This is a genomic window from Nodularia spumigena CCY9414 (assembly GCF_000340565.2).
Classification (GTDB): Bacteria; Cyanobacteriota; Cyanobacteriia; order Cyanobacteriales; family Nostocaceae; genus Nodularia; species Nodularia spumigena.
The window spans coordinates 3,855,548-3,876,109 of the sequence record NZ_CP007203.1; the positions used below are offsets into that span (position 1 = coordinate 3,855,548).

Annotated in this window: 17 protein-coding genes and 1 pseudogene; 5 read left to right on the forward strand and 13 right to left on the reverse strand. The window is 37.2% G+C overall.

All coding sequences use genetic code 11. From position 1 onward, the window contains the following. Nucleotides 1-142 precede the first annotated feature (142 nt). From NSP_RS24390 to NSP_RS16805, 3 genes are all read left to right on the forward strand, one after another. On the forward strand, nucleotides 143-1,294 hold the full coding sequence (locus NSP_RS24390; protein ID WP_017804263.1) for an O-antigen ligase family protein: 1,152 nt from the start codon (nucleotides 143-145) through the stop codon (nucleotides 1,292-1,294). 3 nt (nucleotides 1,295-1,297) lie between these two features. Beyond that, nucleotides 1,298-2,200: a glycosyltransferase family 2 protein gene (locus tag NSP_RS16800; protein WP_006198721.1), complete on the forward strand. Its 903-nt coding sequence runs from the start codon at nucleotides 1,298-1,300 to the stop codon at nucleotides 2,198-2,200. Nucleotides 2,201-2,482: 282 nt separating this feature from the next. Beyond that, the gene (locus NSP_RS16805) at nucleotides 2,483-3,328 is read left to right on the forward strand and encodes a glycosyltransferase (RefSeq protein ID WP_173403295.1); all 846 of its coding nucleotides are present in this window, start codon (nucleotides 2,483-2,485) and stop codon (nucleotides 3,326-3,328) included. A gap of 234 nt (nucleotides 3,329-3,562) precedes the next feature. On the opposite strand, the gene NSP_RS16810 is transcribed toward NSP_RS16805, so the two are convergent. The 3 genes and pseudogenes from NSP_RS16810 to NSP_RS27545 form a co-directional block, all read right to left on the reverse strand. After that, nucleotides 3,563-4,129: a YdcF family protein gene (locus NSP_RS16810; protein ID WP_006198724.1), complete on the reverse strand. Its 567-nt coding sequence runs from the start codon at nucleotides 4,127-4,129 to the stop codon at nucleotides 3,563-3,565. Between the two features lie 298 nt (nucleotides 4,130-4,427). Next, a complete protein-coding gene (locus tag NSP_RS16815) occupies nucleotides 4,428-5,399 on the reverse strand; it encodes an RpnC/YadD family protein (protein WP_006198725.1) in 972 nt (323 codons plus the stop codon). A gap of 137 nt (nucleotides 5,400-5,536) precedes the next feature. Then, nucleotides 5,537-5,620, reverse strand: a pseudogene (locus NSP_RS27545) (YdcF family protein); the annotation flags it as partial. A gap of 189 nt (nucleotides 5,621-5,809) precedes the next feature. Between NSP_RS27545 and NSP_RS16825 the strand changes: the two are divergent. Next, the gene (locus tag NSP_RS16825; protein WP_006198727.1) at nucleotides 5,810-7,390 is read left to right on the forward strand and encodes a hydantoinase B/oxoprolinase family protein; all 1,581 of its coding nucleotides are present in this window, start codon (nucleotides 5,810-5,812) and stop codon (nucleotides 7,388-7,390) included. A gap of 182 nt (nucleotides 7,391-7,572) precedes the next feature. On the opposite strand, the gene NSP_RS16830 is transcribed toward NSP_RS16825, so the two are convergent. From NSP_RS16830 to NSP_RS16840, 3 genes are read right to left on the reverse strand one after another with little or no spacing between them, the layout of a single operon-like run. Beyond that, on the reverse strand, nucleotides 7,573-8,070 hold the full coding sequence (locus NSP_RS16830) for an Hsp20/alpha crystallin family protein (protein ID WP_006198728.1): 498 nt from the start codon (nucleotides 8,068-8,070) through the stop codon (nucleotides 7,573-7,575). A 32-nt stretch (nucleotides 8,071-8,102) separates the two neighbouring features. Beyond that, nucleotides 8,103-8,678 (reverse strand): HdeD family acid-resistance protein, encoded by a 576-nt coding sequence (locus NSP_RS16835; protein ID WP_042202982.1) that lies wholly within the window; start codon nucleotides 8,676-8,678, stop codon nucleotides 8,103-8,105. Between the two features lie 42 nt (nucleotides 8,679-8,720). Beyond that, a complete protein-coding gene (locus tag NSP_RS16840; protein ID WP_006198730.1) occupies nucleotides 8,721-10,067 on the reverse strand; it encodes an erythromycin esterase family protein in 1,347 nt (448 codons plus the stop codon). A 536-nt stretch (nucleotides 10,068-10,603) separates the two neighbouring features. Here NSP_RS16840 and NSP_RS16845 point away from each other — a divergent pair. Further along, on the forward strand, nucleotides 10,604-11,239 hold the full coding sequence (locus tag NSP_RS16845) for a bifunctional 4-hydroxy-2-oxoglutarate aldolase/2-dehydro-3-deoxy-phosphogluconate aldolase (protein ID WP_017804265.1): 636 nt from the start codon (nucleotides 10,604-10,606) through the stop codon (nucleotides 11,237-11,239). A gap of 607 nt (nucleotides 11,240-11,846) precedes the next feature. Here NSP_RS16845 and NSP_RS16850 read toward each other — a convergent pair. From NSP_RS16850 to NSP_RS16880, 7 genes are all read right to left on the reverse strand, one after another. After that, nucleotides 11,847-12,905, reverse strand: a complete 1,059-nt coding sequence (locus NSP_RS16850) for an RNA-directed DNA polymerase (RefSeq protein WP_006194991.1) — start codon at nucleotides 12,903-12,905, stop codon at nucleotides 11,847-11,849. A 21-nt stretch (nucleotides 12,906-12,926) separates the two neighbouring features. Next, a complete protein-coding gene (gene avd / locus NSP_RS16855; protein ID WP_006194992.1) occupies nucleotides 12,927-13,271 on the reverse strand; it encodes a diversity-generating retroelement protein Avd in 345 nt (114 codons plus the stop codon). 110 nt (nucleotides 13,272-13,381) lie between these two features. After that, entirely contained in the window at nucleotides 13,382-16,612 is a 3,231-nt protein-coding gene (locus NSP_RS16860; protein ID WP_006194993.1) for an SAV_2336 N-terminal domain-related protein, read from the reverse strand. A gap of 54 nt (nucleotides 16,613-16,666) precedes the next feature. Continuing rightward, nucleotides 16,667-17,815, reverse strand: a complete 1,149-nt coding sequence (locus tag NSP_RS16865) for an AAA family ATPase (protein WP_006194994.1) — start codon at nucleotides 17,813-17,815, stop codon at nucleotides 16,667-16,669. 48 nt (nucleotides 17,816-17,863) lie between these two features. After that, on the reverse strand, nucleotides 17,864-18,736 hold the full coding sequence (locus NSP_RS16870; RefSeq protein ID WP_017804266.1) for a VMAP-C domain-containing protein: 873 nt from the start codon (nucleotides 18,734-18,736) through the stop codon (nucleotides 17,864-17,866). Continuing rightward, the gene (locus NSP_RS27015) at nucleotides 18,696-19,394 is read right to left on the reverse strand and encodes an EAD6 domain-containing conflict system protein (protein ID WP_017804267.1); all 699 of its coding nucleotides are present in this window, start codon (nucleotides 19,392-19,394) and stop codon (nucleotides 18,696-18,698) included. Before NSP_RS27015 ends, NSP_RS16870 begins: the two co-directional genes overlap by 41 nt. 229 nt (nucleotides 19,395-19,623) lie before the next feature. Then, nucleotides 19,624-20,379, reverse strand: a complete 756-nt coding sequence (locus NSP_RS16880; RefSeq protein WP_006194996.1) for a TIR domain-containing protein — start codon at nucleotides 20,377-20,379, stop codon at nucleotides 19,624-19,626. Between the last annotated feature and the right edge of the window lie 183 nt (nucleotides 20,380-20,562).

The following is a 20,562-nucleotide window of genomic DNA, read 5'->3' on the forward strand; positions in this document are numbered from 1 at the left end:
AACAGTGAACAGGTAGTAGGGAATAATTTGGTTTGTACTTCATTAGACTGGGAAAGGTTATATTTTTTGTCCAAATTATTTCTTCACTAGATTTTGGGTATCTCTTTGTATGAGAAAACAATTCAATTTAAATCTAAAATAAATGAAAATTAAAATTACTTTTTTTAAGTTAATAGATTTTTGTATTTCTCTTTCTGCATTTGCTATCCTTAATATTCCTAGCATTAAAATATTGTATTCAAGTGAGGTGGTAAACTTATCACTTTTATTTATTATCTCTATCCTCAGCCTATTTCAAAATCGTATTATACAAGTACCTTCAAAAAATAAACTCAATTTTTTGAAAATTTGGAGTCTTTTTTGGCTGTTATTTCTTCTATATGCAACATTTGGATTGACTACAGACATTCTCATTGTTATTAGATATTTATCCATATATCTGTACATATTATGCTTGATTTTCTTTGTGAAAGTTAGACACCTACCTTCTATAATTTATGCCCAAATCGTTTGGGGGAGTTTTATGTCCCTTGGTAGTTTTTACGGGATATTCACATTAGATAGGTCTCTGGGTCAGCACTACTTAACTTTGGGCGTACCCATCTCAGCAAGCCTATGCTGTATACTGGCATTTATTTTCAAAGAACGTCAAGTTTCAAAGCTAGTATTACTTGCCATTCCTTTATTTCTCAATATATTTGTGCTATTCTCACTTCAAGGCAGAGCACCTATTATCTTTTTAGGAATTGTTACAATACTTTGTCTTATAATGAACTATCGCTTCAAAGTATCTTTAAGTAAAGCAAGTTTATTAAAAACAATGCTGATCAGCATGATTTTATTGTTTTCACTCATTTTAACACAAGTATACTTAAAAGATAACACATATTTGTCAACGCGTTTTCAAAATATGTTTGAGGATACGACATCAGAACCAAGATATTTTATTTATTTAGAAAGTTTAACGGCATTATTAAACAATCCATTTGGGTATGGAATTGACTATAAAGATTTTCTTGGTTATTATCCTCACAATATATTTATTGAAGTTGGTCTCAGTACAGGAATAATCGGTATTATGTTACTTTGTTTATTAGTTAAAACATTATTAATGGCATTCATTAAAAATTCATCTTCTAACCTTCCTGCCAATTTTTCTATATCTGCTATGGCAGTTTACTTTTTTTTGACATGGAATGTTTCTTTTGATCTAGGAAGCTCGTATATTCCATTTGGAGCCTTGGCGATTTTAATTACTACAACAGATGACAAGCAAAAAAATAATAGTTGGTAAAATATGAAAGTTTCCGTAATTATACCCACATACAATCGCCCATTACAACTTAAGCAAGCGTTTCAAAGTGTTTGTAATCAAACTAGAAAGCCAGACGAAATAATCATTATTGATGACGCTTCTGAGTTAAATAGTAATATTATTACCGAAAATTTTGTATGTGAAGGAGTAACTATTAAAATAGAAAGACTTAAAGTATCAAAAGGAGCATGTTATGCACGTAATCGAGGCGCAGCAATTGCTGGAGGTGATATTTTAATGTTTTTAGACGATGATGACACATGGGAGTTGTCTAAAATTAGTGATCAGCTGCGTATCTTTAACGAAAATCCTGATGTTGGCTTAGTTTACTCTGGAAGAATAATGGTATTTGATAGCGACAGACAGAATGTTATTTATAAAGTATCATCGAAGGTATCTGGTAAAATTTATCCTCAAATATTATACAGTAATTTAATAGGAACCACTTCATCTGTTGCTATTAAAAAATATATTTTTAACCAGGTTGGTGGGTTTGATAAAAATCTACCTGCTTTACAAGATTACGAATTATGGATAAGGTGCTGCAAACACACAATTGTCGAATATGACAATTCATATAATGTTCGTTACACAATATCTGATAATCATACTACACAAATTAGTGGAAAACCAAATCGTTATCTAGAAGCAGTGAATAAAATTATTATTAAACATGGTCAAGAAATTGAATCTCAAGGAAGATTAGCTTCACGAAGAATTCGTGCAAATCTGGTTTTATCTGTTGCAAAGTCTATGCGTCGCCATAGTGTAATTAAGGCAATGTATTGGATTATTAAAAGTTGTCTAGAATATCCAAATTTTATTAGAGGTATAGGAATCTTAATACCTATCAAATTTAGACAATACTTTAGCTTCTGGAATTAGTCCTGATAATATTTCCCACTGTTGCGAAGTTAAGTTACTTGGGTAGGATGGGTTCATGGCTCTCGTAACGCTGTCATACTTACGTGTTTTTTCTACTGAGAGAATACAGTTACGTGGGCTTTCTTACTTCTCAGACATCCTCTTAGATTAAAATTCTTGTTTTATAAGCATTTCAGGCTTTTTGAACTCTCAGGTATCATTTAGAATTGCCATAACACAGCATTTCCAAATAAATGTGGCAATAGCTTACATGAAAGTCAATATTTAGTAGAAAAAATTATTATGTTTCAATTTTCTTGTTTAATGTCAGTATACGCAAAGGAAAAACCTGAGTATCTATTTCAATCACTACAAAGTATCAAAGACCAAACAGTTAGTGCCACTGAGCTTGTTTTAGTTGAAGATGGACCTCTAACCCCAGACCTATACAGAGTTTTGGAGCAATTCTCTGAATTGAATTTAAAGCGAATCAAGCTACCACAAAACCTCGGTCTTGGATTAGCTCTCAAGGAAGGAGTGATTAATTGTAGCCATGAATTGATTATACGAATGGATAGTGATGATGTTTCTAACTCAACACGCTTTGAAAACCAGGTAAAATTTTTACAAAGTAGACCTGAAATAGATGTTGTTGGCTCATGGATACTTGAGTTTGATAATGACTTGAAAAGTATTTTTTCTAAAAGGGTTCTACCTACGAATCCAGATGAGATTAAACATTTTGCCAGACTCAGGAATCCTCTCAATCATATGACTGTAGCATTTAGAAAATCAGCTGTTATTAGTGCCAGTAATTATCAAAGTTTTCTCTACTTTGAAGATTATTACCTCTGGGTACGTATGATAATGAATGGATCTCAATTAGCAAACATTCCTGAATATCTAGTTAAAGCACGTACTGGGTCTGGTATGCTATTCCGTAGGAATGGATATAAGTACGCTATTCAAGAGTTAAAACTACAAAGAGAATTTTTACAATTAGGATTTATCAATAAAAGGATCTTTATAAAAAATATCCTTCTGAGAGTACCGCCGCGCCTCATACCTGTCTTTTTGCTCAAGATAGTTTATAGTACTTTACGCAGCAGTTCTTACTTAAAGTATAAAAAAAACATTGGTATTAACTAATTTGCATAAAACCAGATCCCGTACCTGTAGCTCTCGCATCTAAATAGGACTTGCTGAAAAAGTCGTGAAAAATAACAAGAGAATTGAGTAGGTATTCAGGCAGTAGTAAAGATAAGTTTTTGTTGTCTGAAATTAACCAAAACATAAATTTCCATCGCTCATTCTTGTGGTTATGGCTATCAGTTACTCAGACATAGGGTATTGAGAGTTAGTGGTTGGTAGAAAAAATCGGCATTACTCTAATTTGGGGTTAAAACTAGCGCCAGTTCTATCAGTAACAATCCACAATATTGATCGCCCAGCATCCCGCAACACTCGCAACAGAGATTCTGGTTCTTGACCCGATGACGGTACAGCCAAAGGTGTAACCACAATCCCCTGACTACCCAACACAACACTAGCTATTACCCTTGATCGCCGCATATGATAATCTGAAGTAATTAAATAAATATTCTGTAAATCCCTATCTGCAAATTCTTCTACCAACGTTGTAAAATTGGTAACTGTATCAGTCGCTCGACCATCCAAATGCAACTTTTCATCAGAAACGCCATACTGCCAAAATATCCGGCGATTAGCATCTAAATTCCCAGGAAAATCAGAAACCCAAATATCTAAATTCTGGTGAGATTGCCAAAATTGTGCCGCAAACTTCATTCGTTCAGAATCGCCCCCCAAGACAAAAATAGCCTGTGGTACTGGGGCTTGATAAAAAGCGATCGCAATTCTCATAGGTATAATACTAACTAGTACTAAGGCGATCGCTAAAACCCACCTGATTAATTTCAGTTTAGATTTCATATCATATAGTTTTAAATCTTAACATTTAAAATTTACATAACACATCAACCCGATCCGGTGCGCTTAGAAATATTTAAAAATCTTTATCAGTTTATTGCCGAACAAATGGGGATTGTACTACAAAATACAGCCGTATTGGCTAGGACGGTATAGGCGCTTAAGTAAGGATTATCAGTTACTACCAGAAGTGAGTCAGGCAATTCTTTATCCTGTCACTCATTGAAACAAGAATATCACGTCACAGCATCACTTGACAGTGAGAGTGTCAAAAAAATGTTGAATTTTCACCTTGGCTCAGTTAAAACTTCCGAAATCTTTCTAATAACTGCTCACGAGACAAATTCGACAACTGTAACAGCAAACTAATATATTCCGGGAACGGTAAATTTAATATGGGTTGAATAACTGCTGCTAATTCCTCGTCTATGGCCGTATATCTGGCTAAAAGAAAGTTTTCTACAGTTTGCCGTCTTTCCTGCTCCTTGCCTATCTCCTTGCCTATCTCCTTGCCTATCTCCCTGCCTATCTCCCTGCCTATCTCCTTACCCCGCTCTAATCCCCTTAGTTCAGTTTCTTTTTCCCACTCTAAATAAGCCGGCGTTAAATTCATTATTAGCTCCCTTTCTTCATCATCCATCTCATTACTTACTTCCATAGTAATCTTCCAAGTTGATAATAACTTTAAAATAGTATACCGCTTGTTGTCATCTTTTGGTAAAGCCATTAGTTCTTCAATCGCTGCTTGTTGAACGATTCCCTTGCCTAAAATTCTCAACCAGAGAGTTTCTGGTATACAAGGTAACTTATCAATGGCAATCACTCCAGTTAAAAGCAGTTTTGAGGGAAAGTAAATACCTGGAAGCCAATTTTCATCTTCATTGGCCATAAATTTATCTAGCAACTTATCTGAACAAGTAGTAGCAATAATCCATAATCTTGGTAACTCTTGTTCGGGAATGCTTTCTGCTTCTCGCTTGGCTTGGCGGTGTAACTCTGCTTCTAAATGAAATAGTTTGGCTAAACAACTGCGAATTTCTCTTTGTGTTGGTTGCTTGCGAAATGGTTCTAGTAAACAAGGAGTTGCTGCTATTTTGGTTAAGATGCCTAAATTTTCTTGATGTTTATCTGGCGTTGGGGTGAGGGGTGTAAACCAAATATCTACAAATCTTGGTTCACCGGGAATTTCATAGTTAATTCGCACTTCACCTAAGTTAGATAGAAATTCCGCAAAGAATTGTTTGGAAAATTGGTCAAATGGATTTTTCGTCATGGATGGCAGTATGTTTAAAGGTAAGTAAATCAGTAGTGATTAACAACGTTGGTAAATATTTTTATCAATGTACATAATAAGAGAGAGTCTAGGATTGAAACTAGCTTCTGTCTTTCCGGTAAAAATCATTCTAAAAGTGTAACTGCAATACCTTGAATACCAAAAACAATAGTTGCGATCGCCCGCGCCCGCATCATGTGATAGTCTGAAGTAATCAGATATTTCGTTGTTATCCCCCAAGACAAAAATAGCCTGTGGTACTGGCTGTTGATAAAAAGCGATCGCAATTCTCACCGGAATAATACTCACTATTATTAAGGCGATCGCTAAAACCCACCTGATTAATTTTAGTTTAGATTTCATATCATATAAATTTTATATCATATAATTTTAACTCTTAACTTTTAACAATGTACACAAAAAATAAACCCGATCCAGTCCGCCTAGAAATATTCAAAAACCTCTATCAATTTATCGCCGAACAAATGGGGATTATTCTCCAGAACACAGCAGCATCAGTAAACATCAAAGAACGCCTCGATTTCTCCTGCGCTATTTTTGACACTTCGGGATTATTAGTTGCCAACGCTCCCCATATTCCCGTACATTTAGGCTCAATGAGTGAAAGTGTCCGCAGCTTAATTAACGATCAAGGCGACACCATTCAACCAGGAAACGTTTATCTATCCAATAATCCCTATAACGGAGGTACTCACCTCCCCGATGTTACAGCTATTACCCCCGTTTTCCTCGAAGATAATACTTCATCCCCTACTCCCCACTCCCCACTCCCCACTCCCCTCTTTTACGTGGCTTCTCGTGGACACCAAGCCGATATCGGTGGTATTACACCCGGTTCCATGCCTCCTCACAGTACCACAGTAGAAGAAGAAGGAATTTTATTTGATAATTTTCTCTTAGTTAAACAAGGAAAATTTCAAGAAATTCAAGTACGAGAAATACTCTCAAATCATCCCTATCCGGCGCGTAACCCTGACCAAAACCTGGCTGATTTCAAAGCTCAAATTGCTGCCAATACTAGAGGAGTACAAGAACTCCGAAAAATGGTCAGTCAATACGGCATTGAGACAGTTCAAGCTTATATGAAATTTGTCCAAGACAATGCCGAAGAAGCAGTAAGAAGAGCCATAAATCTCCTCAAAAATGGCTCTTTTAGTTATGCAATGGATAATGGGGCAGAAATTAAAGTTAAAGTCACAATTGATAAAAAAAACCGCAGTGCAATCATTGATTTTACTGGCACATCTCCACAAATAAATAGTAACTTTAATGCTCCCAAAGCTGTCACTCAAGCCGCAGTTTTATATGTCTTCCGCACCTTAGTTGATGATAATATTCCCCTCAATGCTGGCTGTCTTAACCCTCTAGAAATTATTGTTCCCATTGGCTGTATGCTTAACCCGACTTATCCCGCCGCAGTGGTAGCAGGTAACGTGGAAACCTCCCAAACCATCGTTGATGCTTTATATGGTGCGTTGGGTGTGATGGCTGCTTCCCAGGGAACTATGAATAATTTTACCTTTGGAAATCAGCGTTATCAATATTATGAAACCATCTGCGGTGGTTCTGGCGCAGGAGTTAACTTTGATGGTACTGATGCAGTGCATACCCACATGACCAACTCCCGATTAACTGACCCCGAAGTTTTAGAAACCCGTTATCCTGTATTAGTAGAAAGCTTTAGTCTGCGTCCTGATAGCGGCGGTAAAGGTCAACATTCCGGTGGTAATGGAGTAATTCGCCGCATCCGGTTTTTAGAACCCATGACAGCAAATATTCTCTCTAGCCATCGCTTAGTTCCGCCCTTTGCATTAAATGGAGGGGAACCAGGAAAAATAGGACACAACTGGATAGAACGTCAAGATGGAACCCAAGAAAATTTAAACAGTACCGCCACAGTAGAAATGCAGCCAGGGGATGTTTTTGTGATTGAAACCCCTGGTGGCGGCGGATTTGGTACAGTTTCCTGATTTTCAGCTAAGACTCAGATCCCCGACTTCTTGAAGAAGTCGGGGATCTTTCTATTTTACAATTGACAAGCCTAAAACAGTGTATTACAAGTAGCTACCTATGATGTTGGGTTTCCTTACGTCAACCCAACCTACAATTTTTTGCTGTTATGGGGGGACCAGTAGCCCACCCCACAATGGTTTTATTTCTGTTTTTGACCTCCGGAAATTTGCCCTTGTTGGCTTTGTCCTGGTAATTGAACTGTCACAACTCTGGTTTTTTCTTCTTCGGCTTTTGGCATGGTGAGACACAAAACACCATTCTTAAAGTCAGCGTTTACTTTATCGTTTTGGATTCGAGATGGTAGAGGTATTACTCTTTGAAATCTGCCATAACGAAATTCTGAACGCCGCATACCTCTTCTTTCTTCGTCTTTGATTTCAGATTTACGTTCACCAGTGACGGAAACTGTATCTGCGGCAACTTTGACATCTAAGTTTTGAGGGTCAATACCAGGAATTTCCATCCACAGTTTGATATCATCAGAGGTTTCTTCCAGTTCTGCGGGAGGTATAAATGTGAGTCTATCGCTGATGATTTCGCCTGTATCAGTTGAGGGTGCTATTTGATCTAGTAGACGACTCATCTGCCGTTGCATGGTTTCTATTTCTCTAAAAGGTTCCCAGCGACTTAATACCATGATTTTTATCTCCAATTAATTCTTTTAGGTGTTTAAAAAATTCTGCGTTCAGTTCCCCAACTACGGAGGCGAAAAGCCAGAATCAGGAGTAAGATACCGAAAATAATGGCGTAAGCACCAATAATCCACAGGATTGCTAATGCTCCAGCAAGAGGCCAGACGAGCAACAAAACGCCGAACAATACCGACGCGATCCCGGCTATGGCTAGTAGCCACTCATTCTGAATTTCTTTTCGTACCTGAATGGCTGCGATGATTTCTAAAACGCCAGTGACGATCGCCCAAGCTGCAATCAGATAAAGCAAGACTAATGCTGTAATCCCTGGCCAGATAAAAGCCATGATGCCCACAGCAATACCAATTGCACCTTCGAGCAACATTAGCCAACCGTGGGTATGAGTTAGACCATCTCGGAAGGCTGCGATCGCTAATAATACTCCACTGACTAAGACAAAGGCAGCAAAGATAAATATCAAAGCTGTTAGGGTAATATCTGGCCAAAAGAGGGCTGCTAAACCAAAGATGATGGCGATCGCACCTCGTAATGCAACTGTCCACCAATTCCTGGCCAAGCGCGTTCCCATTCTCATGGGGTCAAGATTTGTCATAGCTGGAGTTTGTAACTGGCGTTGAAGTTATCAATAGTTTGTCTAAACACCAAAGGGAAAAGTCTCTGGTGCGTCCCGCATTTCCCAGGTGGGAACACGGTCTAGAGGTTGGACTCCCTTGGTATCATCAATAGAAATCACCGCATCAAATTGTTCGGGGAGACAAGCATGGAAGTAGTGACTCACACGCTCAGTTTCCGGTTGGTAAATCACACCGATCGCTCTTTCTAGCCGGGGTTGTCGTAGACCCACAATTGCTTGATTCTCATCCCGGAGGTTGAGGTAAAATTGGGGTATTTCAGTTTCATGGAATAGGGCTTCATAACTTCCAGGTAAGGCAGAGCGAACCTGTTTGAGTTGAGCCGCTTCTCCCCAGTTAGAAACTGCGGTGACAGTACCCGTATAGGTGGTAAAGCCGATATTTACAGCCTCATCGCCATAGCGTTCTTTGACCAATTGACCAACATTCACCTCACCCATTGACCCCATATCAGTGGCGCGTGCGTCACCTAAATGGGAGTTGTGTTCCCAAACCACAACTTTGGCTTGGGGATGTTGTTGATCCAAATGTTCCATCAGCTGGTCTAAGGTTTCCGCCATGTGGCGATCGCGTATATTCCAAGAAGACACTCGCCCTTGAAACATTGAGCGGTAGTAATGCTCGGCATTTTTGACTAGTCGCGCATTTTGTTCGGCATAAAAGAACTCATCAGTTTTAACGCGCCCATCTTTTTGGATATATTCCGCAGTCCGACGTTGCAATTCTTGCAGCTGATTAATTACTTGTTCCTCACAAGATTTAGCAATGCCAAAACTGGTAGCATACCCATATTGTTGAGCATCTTCGCCAAAATGCTCTAAACATGAATAGCGATCGCGCGCGCGTTGTGCGGCTTCGGGGTCAACTTGATTCAGGTAGCCGAGAACTGCTTCTATGGAAGCATACATACTATAAAGGTCTAACCCATAAAAACCCGTTTTAATGGCCTTTCTGGGTAAACGATCATTGTATTCTCGTAACCAGCCGACAAAATTTAGCACATCTGTATTTCGCCACATCCATAAAGGGAAGCGTTGAAAACTTAAGAGTGCTTCGGCTGGTGTGGGGTCATCATCGACACCCTGCACGTAACGATTGACTCGGTAAGCATCAGGCCAATCCGCTTCCACCGCTACGGCTGTAAACCCCTTTTCTTGAATTAGTCGCTTGGTAATTTCCGCCCGTTGTTCGTAAAATTCATGAGTCCCGTGGGAAGCTTCGCCAATCAAGACAAAACGCGCATTGCCGATTAAATTCATTAATGGGTCGTAGTCTTGATCTGCGCCTGTTAATCGGTGGGCATACCCACGCACCGCATCGACTATGCTGGTGATAGTTGCGTCTACCATAATGAATTAATGATTGAGAAATACCCGCACGGGTTTTAAATTCCGTATCACCGCGCAAGTTAAGTTCGATACGGTTTTTACACCTGTTAATTTCGGTTCTTACTACATTCAGCTTAAAAATCTCAATCTCTGATTCCATCTGGCTAAGGTCGCATGATACTAAATGTATGGATCTCCCTCTAGGAAGAGTCAAAACACATATCTTGCACCTTCCATTCCTCTCCCCTGCAAGGAACTACGGTGTACACACAAGTGATCTGATCCCCCTAAATCCCCCTAAACCCCTTCGGGGATGCGCCTTCGGCGTAGAAAAAGGGGGACTTTGATTCTATTTCCCCCCTTCTCAAGGGGGGTTAGGGGGGATCGAAACGCTGTTAGGCAACTTGATAAGACTTGTATGTACAACACCGTAGCCCTGCGAGGAGAGAGGCTGAAAAAGCCTATTATTTATTTAATAGTATGTTATGGATTTTTTGCCCCTTCCCTTGTAGGGAAGGGGTTGGGGTTAGGTTCCGTCGAACTCACATTTTTATTCAATGTCTGATCAAGTTTGGTTATCAAATCTGCAAAAACACCGTGCGATCGCAGTTATTCGCGCTTCAGATATGCGGTTAGCTCAAAATATGGCTATGGCTGCGGCTGATGGAGGAATGCGGCTGATTGAAATTACCTGGAATAGCGATCGCCCTGGGGAATTAATTAGTCTATTACGGGCGGAGTTACCAAATTGTCTTATTGGCACGGGGACGCTGTTTAATGTCGGACAATTGCAAGAGGCGATCGCATCTGGGGCGCAATTTCTCTTCTCACCCCACGTTGATTCTGCCATGATTCAAGCCGCAGTCAAACAAGATGTGCCAATTATTCCCGGTGCTATGACTCCCACAGAAATTGTGAATGCTTGGAATCAGGGTGCAAGCTGTGTGAAGGTGTTTCCTGTGCAAGCTGTGGGAGGAGTTAATTATATTAAAAGTTTACAAGGGCCACTGGGTGAAATCCCCTTAATTCCCACTGGGGGAGTGACTTTAGAAAATGCTCCAGAATTTATCCAAGCTGGTGCGATCGCTGTGGGTTTGAGTGGTCAATTATTTCCTGAAAGGCTTGTTAGAGAAGGAAATTGGCAGGCGATCGCATCCCACGCTAATCAACTCATGCAGAGCGTTACAACATAGCCTGAATTCAATTTTTAGAGTTGAGCAAGTGTTCGGTTTGCACCTACCAACCTGCCCAACTCAGTTTTATTTTCGGATATCGTCACCGACATCACAGGTGTAGGCTGGACTCTTCGGTTGCACTCTCGACAGATTCCCACCTGCCAACTCTCGCGGTGAAGAGACCTCCCGACAGCACACACAACACGAAAACCAATATTGTTGTTGATGTTGTCGCGCTGCTATATAAAACCTAGACAAAACTAGACTTTACTTTCTACTTCAACGGGAGCATGGGAGCAGTTATCCCTCAGTAGACTTTCACGCCTTAGCCAGACGCGATTGTGTTCCAATTAAGTTTCTGAAAAAGACTACCACCATCATTGCTTGGTTTTCGCGTCGGCAATAGTCTCAATTCAATACTTGATATCACCGTATTATATATCAAGTAGTTGATTTTTTCCTAAAATATATATTGATTTTTGTCAATATAAGTATAGTTTTGTCTATGAAATTGTCAACTTAGGACTTGCTCCGCCCTATGATTATTGTTGCGAGACGCAGAACGGCAGTTTTTAGGATTGTTGATCCAGGAACCGCCCCGCAGTCGGGTTCGCCTACCCCTTCTCTACTTCCTCGACCAAGCGAGGGAAGTAAATATCTGTTGGCGTAATTGCCAAGTATCGCCATGTTCTAAATGAGCAAACCAACTTTGAATTGATTGATTTACTTTTTCTTGCTCAATTCTACCTTGAGTATAATCTGTTTGCAATCCCTTGAGTCTTCGTCTAGCGTGATGTAAATTGCTATTTCGTACCCTAATTCTGTCAGCAAATACTCTAAAGCCCAAAAAAGTTGCCCCAATTTGCGTTTCAAATAATTGGCTTTTAATTGGATGAATTTTCAGCCTTAATGTAGTTAAATATTCTTCGATAGCTAATCTGGCATCAGCTAACAATTGTCTTTCATCACTAAATAAGGCAAAGTCATCGACGTAGCGGACATATTTGGATATCTTTAGCTGTTCTTTTACAAAATGGTCAAAGCCATTTAAATAAATATTGCTAAAAAATTGACTTGTTAAATTCCCAATTGGTAAACCTTTTCTTTGAATTACAGGAGAAAGTAAATCATCTCCAGGAAAATAATCAATTACCGTTTCTTGTTCGTTGCTATTGTCGATAATAGTATCAATTAGCCACAATGTATCGGGGCATTTAATTTTGCGGCGGATTAATTCTTTGAGAACAATATGGTCAATGCTGGGAAAATACTTTCTGATATCGCACTGAAGCACATAGCGGCTATTTCTAGCAAAATGGGTAAATTTTCTTAACGCTCGATGCGTGCCAAAACCAAGTCTGTTAGCATAAGAATCACCTATGAAAGTTTTCTCAAAAATTGGGACGATTATATTACAGAGTGCGTGGTGAACAACTCTATCCCGATAAGGTGCGGCTGAAATGAGGCGACTTTTGGGATCTATAAGGTGAAAAGTTCGATATGCTCCTGGCTGATAAGTTTTATCTGTTAATTCCTTCTGTAATCTAATTAATTCTGTTTCTAAATTATAATTAAATTCTAAAACATTATCTCGAAATCTCTTGCCTTTTTGTGCTTGACGTGATGCTAAAAGGATGTTTTCAAATTTGATAATTTCTGGATAAAGGTTGCCGTACCGTTTCATTACATTTAGAATTAAATAAATTTATTTTTCCCTGCCTTTTTGGTTTTTAATCCATCCGCCTAGTTCAAAACCGATTTCGTCTAATAATTTTATAGCATATTCATATCGCTCAACTGACATTTTGTTAAAGTCGAGCAGCATTCGTGTTTGATAACGTAAAATATCTAGTTGAGTATTGAGCGCTTCGAGTTGAGACAATTTATTTTTGGCATATTTGGCTTTAATTAACCCCTCAAATAATTCATAAAATTGATTGATCATTCTATCGCCTAATGTGAATTTATGAATTTTAGGCAATCTTTCAATAATTGGTGCGTACCATTTTATACAATCATAAGTTTTTTGGATGACAGATAATTCTTTCATTTGATTTAATTAATCTTAATGTTTTTATCAAAAAATTCGAGTCGCCAGAGGCGACAAAAAAAGGATAAAGAGAAGAAGGGTAGAGGGCAAAAGAGGAAAAGTATAAAGGGCTACTGAAGAATCCTCCCGACAGCACACACAACACGAAAACCAAGATCGTTGCCGAAGTCGCGCTCCGCCCTAGGATAATCGTCGCGAGACGCAGAACGGCAGTCCCTAGGAAGGTCGACCCAGGAACCGCCCCGCAGTACGGCTCTTCCTTGCTTCTGAGAAAGATTATCATTATCATTAAACCAAGCAATACCATCTATTGGCGCTCCTTCATAATTATCATGCCAATCGTCAAGACACCATTCCCATACATTTCCGTGCATATCGTATAGTCCAAAGTTGTTAGCTGCGTTAAAGCTGCCCACAGGTGTAGTTTGCTCTCTATAGGTTCCTTTTACACCCCTGCCATAAATGGAGTTAGCATCATAGTTAGCCAATTCTGATGTAATTGTCTCACCAAAATGGAATGGGGTAGTAGTTCCAGCACGACAGGCATATTCCCATTCTGCTTCACTAGGTAGGCGGTACTCCCTTTTTGTATGAGCAGTCAGACGCTGACAAAACTCAACTGCATCATACCAAGAGACTCGTTCTACAGGTCTATTTGCGCCCTTAAATCGTGATGGGTCAGGCTTTAGTTCTCGGTTAACTTGCGGCAGAGATACCACAGCTTTCCACTGTGCTTGTGTTACTGTGTATTTGCCCATAAAGAAGGCTGGAACAGTTACTGGGTGTTGAGGACTTTCATCACTGAAACGCTCCGGTTCATCTTCTAGCGACCCCATCTTAAAATTGCCTTCAGGGATAGACACCATTTCTAGTTGAACACCATTTACATCTTCAATAAAACAATTGGCTGTTTTACGACTACGAAGAATCTCTATGCGATAATTATTTGCTTGCCGTTGAATAACATTCTTGAAATTGGTTTTATTAACTTTTGCACCCAAAGCTGTTGATAAAATTTTCCATAATTTACCTGCAACATCCCTTAGTTCTTGTGTAGAGTAATTTGATGATGCTGCGATTTGCTCATAAGTTTTATTTGATATCGTTTCTTGTATAATTAGCTGTTCTACTTCAGTCAAGTGTTTTTCTGTTTGAGAAAATACTAAATTATCAGCAACTTCTATAGGATTAGTTATATTAGATTCGTTTACTGTGATGAGCGCAACTTCAAAATCAAAAGATTGCAAGTTGTAATTTAGATCATCATCCTCAACAGAAATGGTTACGGCTTCAAAGGTTAACTCTTGAATTGGAGGGAAACCGGGCAAGGGTTCACTAATTACCAACCTACCTCGAAAATCTATTCTGCCTTCATTGGGATAATTCAACCATCCTTGAAATAACTTTCCTGTCTGATTATCTTCCCAAAAGTAGCTATCTTCGCTATTTACTTTAAAGGTGATACTAGCAGCAGTTTGATTATCACCAAAATTCCAAGATAACCTTTGCTCATCTACCGTTAAATTTTGAATTACCGCCAAACCAAAACGAGAACGAAACTGCACTTCACCTTGTGGAGAAATCAATAAATGTTCTGGTTCTGATTCTTTACGCCAAGTACCTGTTTCTCCACCCCATTTAACTGAACAAGTGTATTCTCCAGCAAATACTTGAAAAATGCTAGGTTCGGTATCTTTTCGTTGTGGATTTTGAGATTGTTCAATTTCTTCAGCAAATCGAGCATAATCTCCTCCTAAACGTTTTAAAACTTTGGTAGTGATAGTGGCAAAATGTTTGACATCAAAATCTGTAACATTCTTCTCGGTTTTTAATTTTTCTAACTCATCTGGCTTTTTCAACAACGCATAAAATTCTTTAAGATTTTTTCCCAGTTGTTTAGCAAAATATTCAGAAATAATTTCAATTATTTCCCGTGACTTGACTCTGGAACTGTCTGGAAGTAAACTGTCCCTAATTTTTTCATCAATAAAATGATATTGAACATAATCTGGTTCAGTATCTGGTGTAATTTCTTCAGTAGGTTTTAAAATACCACCTAAAAATACTTCAGCTATGACATGAATTTGTGGAAGTTCTGAATTTTTATTTTTATTAATTAAATTTTGGATTAAACGCACTACAGGCAAATTAATTACAGGCGCAGACGCTAATAAACTGGCTAATTTTCTGGCTGCTGGGGAGGAACTCACACGAAAATTATATATTCTTTCTTCAGCAGTTAATTGTGATTGCTCATCAATTTCTTTTTCTTGCTCTTGAAGAGAAGAAAATGCGAAGCCACCTGCACCCATATTTCCTTTTCCTGTTACCATTTGACTCCAAGTTTCTATAGAATCTTGTGTCAGGCTAAAAACGGGAACTTTGATAGAATTTTTATCAATATAATCCCAAATTAAAATTTCTCTAATGAATAAGTTACGATTTGATACTGCGGGAATTAAACTATCCAACTGTACCATTGTGCCTAAACTCAAGCCAGTTCGTAACCACATTTTTTCCGGTAACATTTGCACAATAGCTACAACATTATGTTTACCCCAAATTTTTAATAAATCAAAAGCTTTGCCATTGCGCCAAATTTGACTAACACAATCACTAACTACTAAAATTAAACGACGACCACTAGGATCAATCAATTTCTGGGGGGAATAATTTTTTTTACTTGTTTCTTGTTTTAAACAAATATCTCCTTGCTCATTTTCCACCATACCAAAAGTTTGAATATTGCGAAAAATACCATAATGTTTTAAAATTTGTTCTAATTCTTTGGTTATGCTTTGCCAAAAAATCATAGAATCACTTTTATCGATTACTACTGTTAAATCAAATCTTAATTCTAGTCGCGGTTTCAGAACAGGAATACAGACTCCATTTAATTCAGCAATCAGTTCAACTGTGGCATTTTCATCTAACAAAACTGCTTTACCAAAGGCAATATATTGAATTAAAGGACGTAATGCTTTGGCAATTTTTAGGGGATAAGGAAGAGAGGAACGGTCAGGAAGCTTTATCGATAAACTGCTACCAGAAAATGTCTTTGAGGTTTGAGGAGTAACTACAGCAGTTGATACTAATGAATTAGTTAGTGTACTATCAGATAGTTTATTAGTTATATCTTCTGTTATATCTTCTGTTATATCTTTAACTCTTGTTATATCTTTAACTCTTGTTTCTGGGTCATGAGATGAATCTTGTGTTTTTTGTCCAGAAAAATTAGAAGAAGTTTGTTGTGCTAACCAGAGAATTTCTGCAATTTCTGTACCAGTTAGCTTTAATTCTTTTTGTAATACTCTAATTAACTGGTCAAATTTCTCACTCATGGTTTTTTGATGACTCCAATACCAATTTCCTCAAACTAAAATACTTTTCAAATTTTAATGTTCATCAGTTGCAGATAAACTTTTAAACAATAAATCTTGTAAGTCCGGGGTAAAAGCTTCCGAACTAAGATTATTTCTCATATAAACGGCATTTAATAACTGATCCGTTGCTCGTTCTTGTTCTTCTTTCCCTAAAAAAGTGTGTATGAGTTCAATAGTTTTTTGTTCAGTCTGAGTAAAACTACTATCAGTAAAATGAGATTTAATGATGTTTGTTAAAGATTGTTGATCAGGATCTGGCATTTTTACCCGCAGACACCGACGTACAAATGCAGGAGGAAAATCTCGTTCACCATTACTGGTCATAATAATAATGGGAAATTCTGAACAATGTACTCTACCTGCTTTAATTGCAGCTTTAATATTTGAATCCTCTGTACGAACTTTTACAGTTTTAGATTCTTGATTTTTAGAAGTATCTGCCCAACGAACTAATTCATGTATAGAAAATTTACCTTCTTCAAATAGATGTAATAAATCGTTAGGTAAATTGATATCACTTTTATCAATTTCATCAATTAATAATACTCTAGGATGAAGAGATGGCAAAAACGCTGTACCAACTGGCCCCAATGTGATATATTGTCCAATATCAAAAGATTGTTTTTGTTCTGGGTTATCTTTATTTAGCTGATAATCTTGGAGTCGTGCGATCGCATCATAATCATACAATCCATCCTGTAGTGTAGAACGAGAAGTAATTGCCCAAGTTAATACAGAACCTAATTGTAATTCATGCGCGATCGCATAAGCTAAAGATGTTTTTCCAGATCCGGGATTTCCTGTAACCAAAAGAGGTCGTCGCAAATATAGCGCCGCATTTACCGCATCTAATACTGTTATGTTAGTATTATTTGTTTGCTCGTCATCATCTGCTTTTGTTGCTTGACTAGAAACACGAAATTTTTCACCCTTTTCTCGACCTCGTTTATTTTCATCAGATTTTGCTAATGCTTGAATTGCATCCCATTGTTGTGTAATTTCTGCGAATTGTTTTGGGTCTTTTTTAATATCTAAAAATTTTCGCCAAGGCGGTGATGGTGGAAGTTCATCAATCTTTTTAACATGGGTTTTGCCATCGCCATAAAATAAATACCAATCTTTGTGGTTTGCTGAATCATTTTTTGTTTTACTTTTAGCCATTGTTTCCTCCTTATATTCATATATCATTTAATACTACACTATAGATTTCTAAACCTTCATTGCCGTATTAGGTGAAATTAGTTGACTAGATTTTGTTGGTATTTTATCATGGTCAAACAATACTCCTAGTTTATAACCAAAATCGTCTTTTTCTTTGGTATATTTTTCGTTATTGCGAATTTCATAAATATTTTTCAGAATTTTATATAATTTACAAAAATCAAGAGAAGTATTACGCTCTATGTTTAAGATCAATTCCAAACATTCGTCAATATTACCAATTTGATTATTTTCTGTGTATCTAGTCCATAAGCACAAAGGAAAACCTTTAGTCAAAATGTGGTCAAAAATTGCTTCACACCTTGATTTTGAAGTCGGGAAAGGGTCATCAATTAGATTAGAAACACAAAAATTATTACCCTTAAGCTTGTTTATAAATTCTTGAGTATTATTAGCTTCATTAATAAACACTTGTAACAATTTCCATTGATCTCGCCACACCTTGTTTAATCTATGATGTTCATTTTTGGAAAATCTATCATAAGAGCGTACAATCAATGGGTATAACTGACCAATGGGCTTTTTTTTCTTAGGGTCAATGTCTCCAGGAATTTTTTTAATATCAAATGCTGTGCCTAGAAGACTGACAGGTACAAATAATTCTATAATTGGTAAGCTATCTGATGTAATTCCTTTCAGTGTAAGCTTTTCTGTCATTGCTTGAATGCTTTGATATACAAAATCAATGATTTGCTTTTCTGTAAAACTTTCCCGTTTTTCTTCTGTGTTTAACTCAATAGGAAATTTTGTAATTTCTTCTTCAGCCCTATTATTTGCATATTGTGCAAATTCAGCTTTGATAAAAAACTCTTTATTGTTTTCAATCTTTGGTTCTATGACAAAAAAAAAGATAATCAACAATATTAATATTATTTAAATTTTGAATTTGGATCTTATTACGAAATGCCACTTCTGGAAAATTTCTTTTAATCCACTCTTGCAAATCCTCTGTAATATTTTGAATATATACAATTTCACACAAAAACTTTTCTACGAAATCTAGTAAATAACAAGAATCATGTGGATTATCAGAAATATGGTTGTCTCCGTCAGATTTGGAACACATCAACATCAATAAATCATCAATTGCTTGTGATATGTCAAATGAGTTTATTTTTCCTTTTGGGATATCATTGTTCTCTAAATAATTATTATAAGAATTAATTACAGACTTATCTTCATTAACTTTTTGCAAAATATTAATTAAAGTTTGAAAATTATACTTATTAAATACTTCTTTTGCTTTTAATCTTTGTGAGTAAAAGTTCTTTAGTTCAGTTTTTTGATTAACTGAATCTTTAAGACATAATGCTAAAAAATCATCTACTAGCTTTTTTCTAATTAAATAATCAACTAAATAATTCAATCTGTTACTAATTGTATTTCCTTGAATTTTACTATAAGGATTTCCATGTAATATTTGTTGATTATTCAAACATATAGTTTTTAATTCTTCTTCTTCAAATACTTTATGAACAATCTTAATTAATTCTTTTCTTTGGTTATCGCTGAGTTCCATATTTGGTAAAAATCAATGGTAAACTTATGAGCTTTCCTGAAAAATTACTTATCCGTGTAAAAATTCTAAGAGGATGTTTTAAAAGTTTTGGGCGAATATAATTCGCTACTACACAAGCAAAGTCCACCTGCGTGGACTAATGAAAAATTCAGGTTTTTAACCCGCGCAGGCGGGTTTGGTTTGTATAGCCGCGACTTCTAGTCGCCAGGGCTGTAATAAATTAGACTTTTCAAACATCCTCTAATAAAGAAGCAAAATATTCGCTTTCTTTACTAAGTATTTCTAGAAAAGATTGAATCGAATTTTTTCTAATTAAATAATCAACTAAATAATTTAATCTACTACTAACTGTATTTCCTTGAATTTTACTATAAGGATTTCCATGTAATAATTCTTGATTATTCAAACATATAGTCTTTAATTCTTCCTCTTCAAATACTTTATGGACAATCTTAAGTAATTCTTGTCTTTTTTGATCATTCCATCTAATAGGTTTAGGCAGAGATTTTGTATTTTCAAGAAATTTCTCTGTCGTTACTGCTTCTGGCTTTTTATCATTCACCTGTAAGTTTCCCTGTGGCTTCTGTCCAGTTATACCCCACGTCAACTGTCCCATCGGTTCAGGATACACTAAACGGAAATCAACCCACGTTAAACCCTGGAGAAATGGAGGCAATTTTGGTTCTGTTGGAGCATCCGGTAAAAGTACCGGAATAACCCGACATTTCCGCCCCACAAATTCTCGTAGAAACGCATCGATTTCTTGACTCTGCCAAGGGCCAATTCCTGATCCCCCCACAAAAACTGCTGCTGCTCCAATCTGGTCTATCTGCTGTTCTAGTATACGTTGCCAAGGAAAACCAGGGCGTAAATGCCAAATATCCAACCAGGGTACAATTCCGCATTGCTTTAGCTGTTCGGCCACTTGGATAACCGCAGGCTTATCGTTAGTATTGTGACAAAGAAAAACATCAAACTTTTCCACTGGTTACTCCTTCACTCCAACAATTACCATTTCTCAATGTGCATAATCGCTAGTCTAGGTAATGCCTATACAAAGCTAAAAATGTCTAAAACAGGGTTCTAGATTTAATATAGCAGTACCAATATAATTACGATAGTAGTTCGCTTAAGCAAACCTAAAATTTTACCTAAATACTTCCTGTGT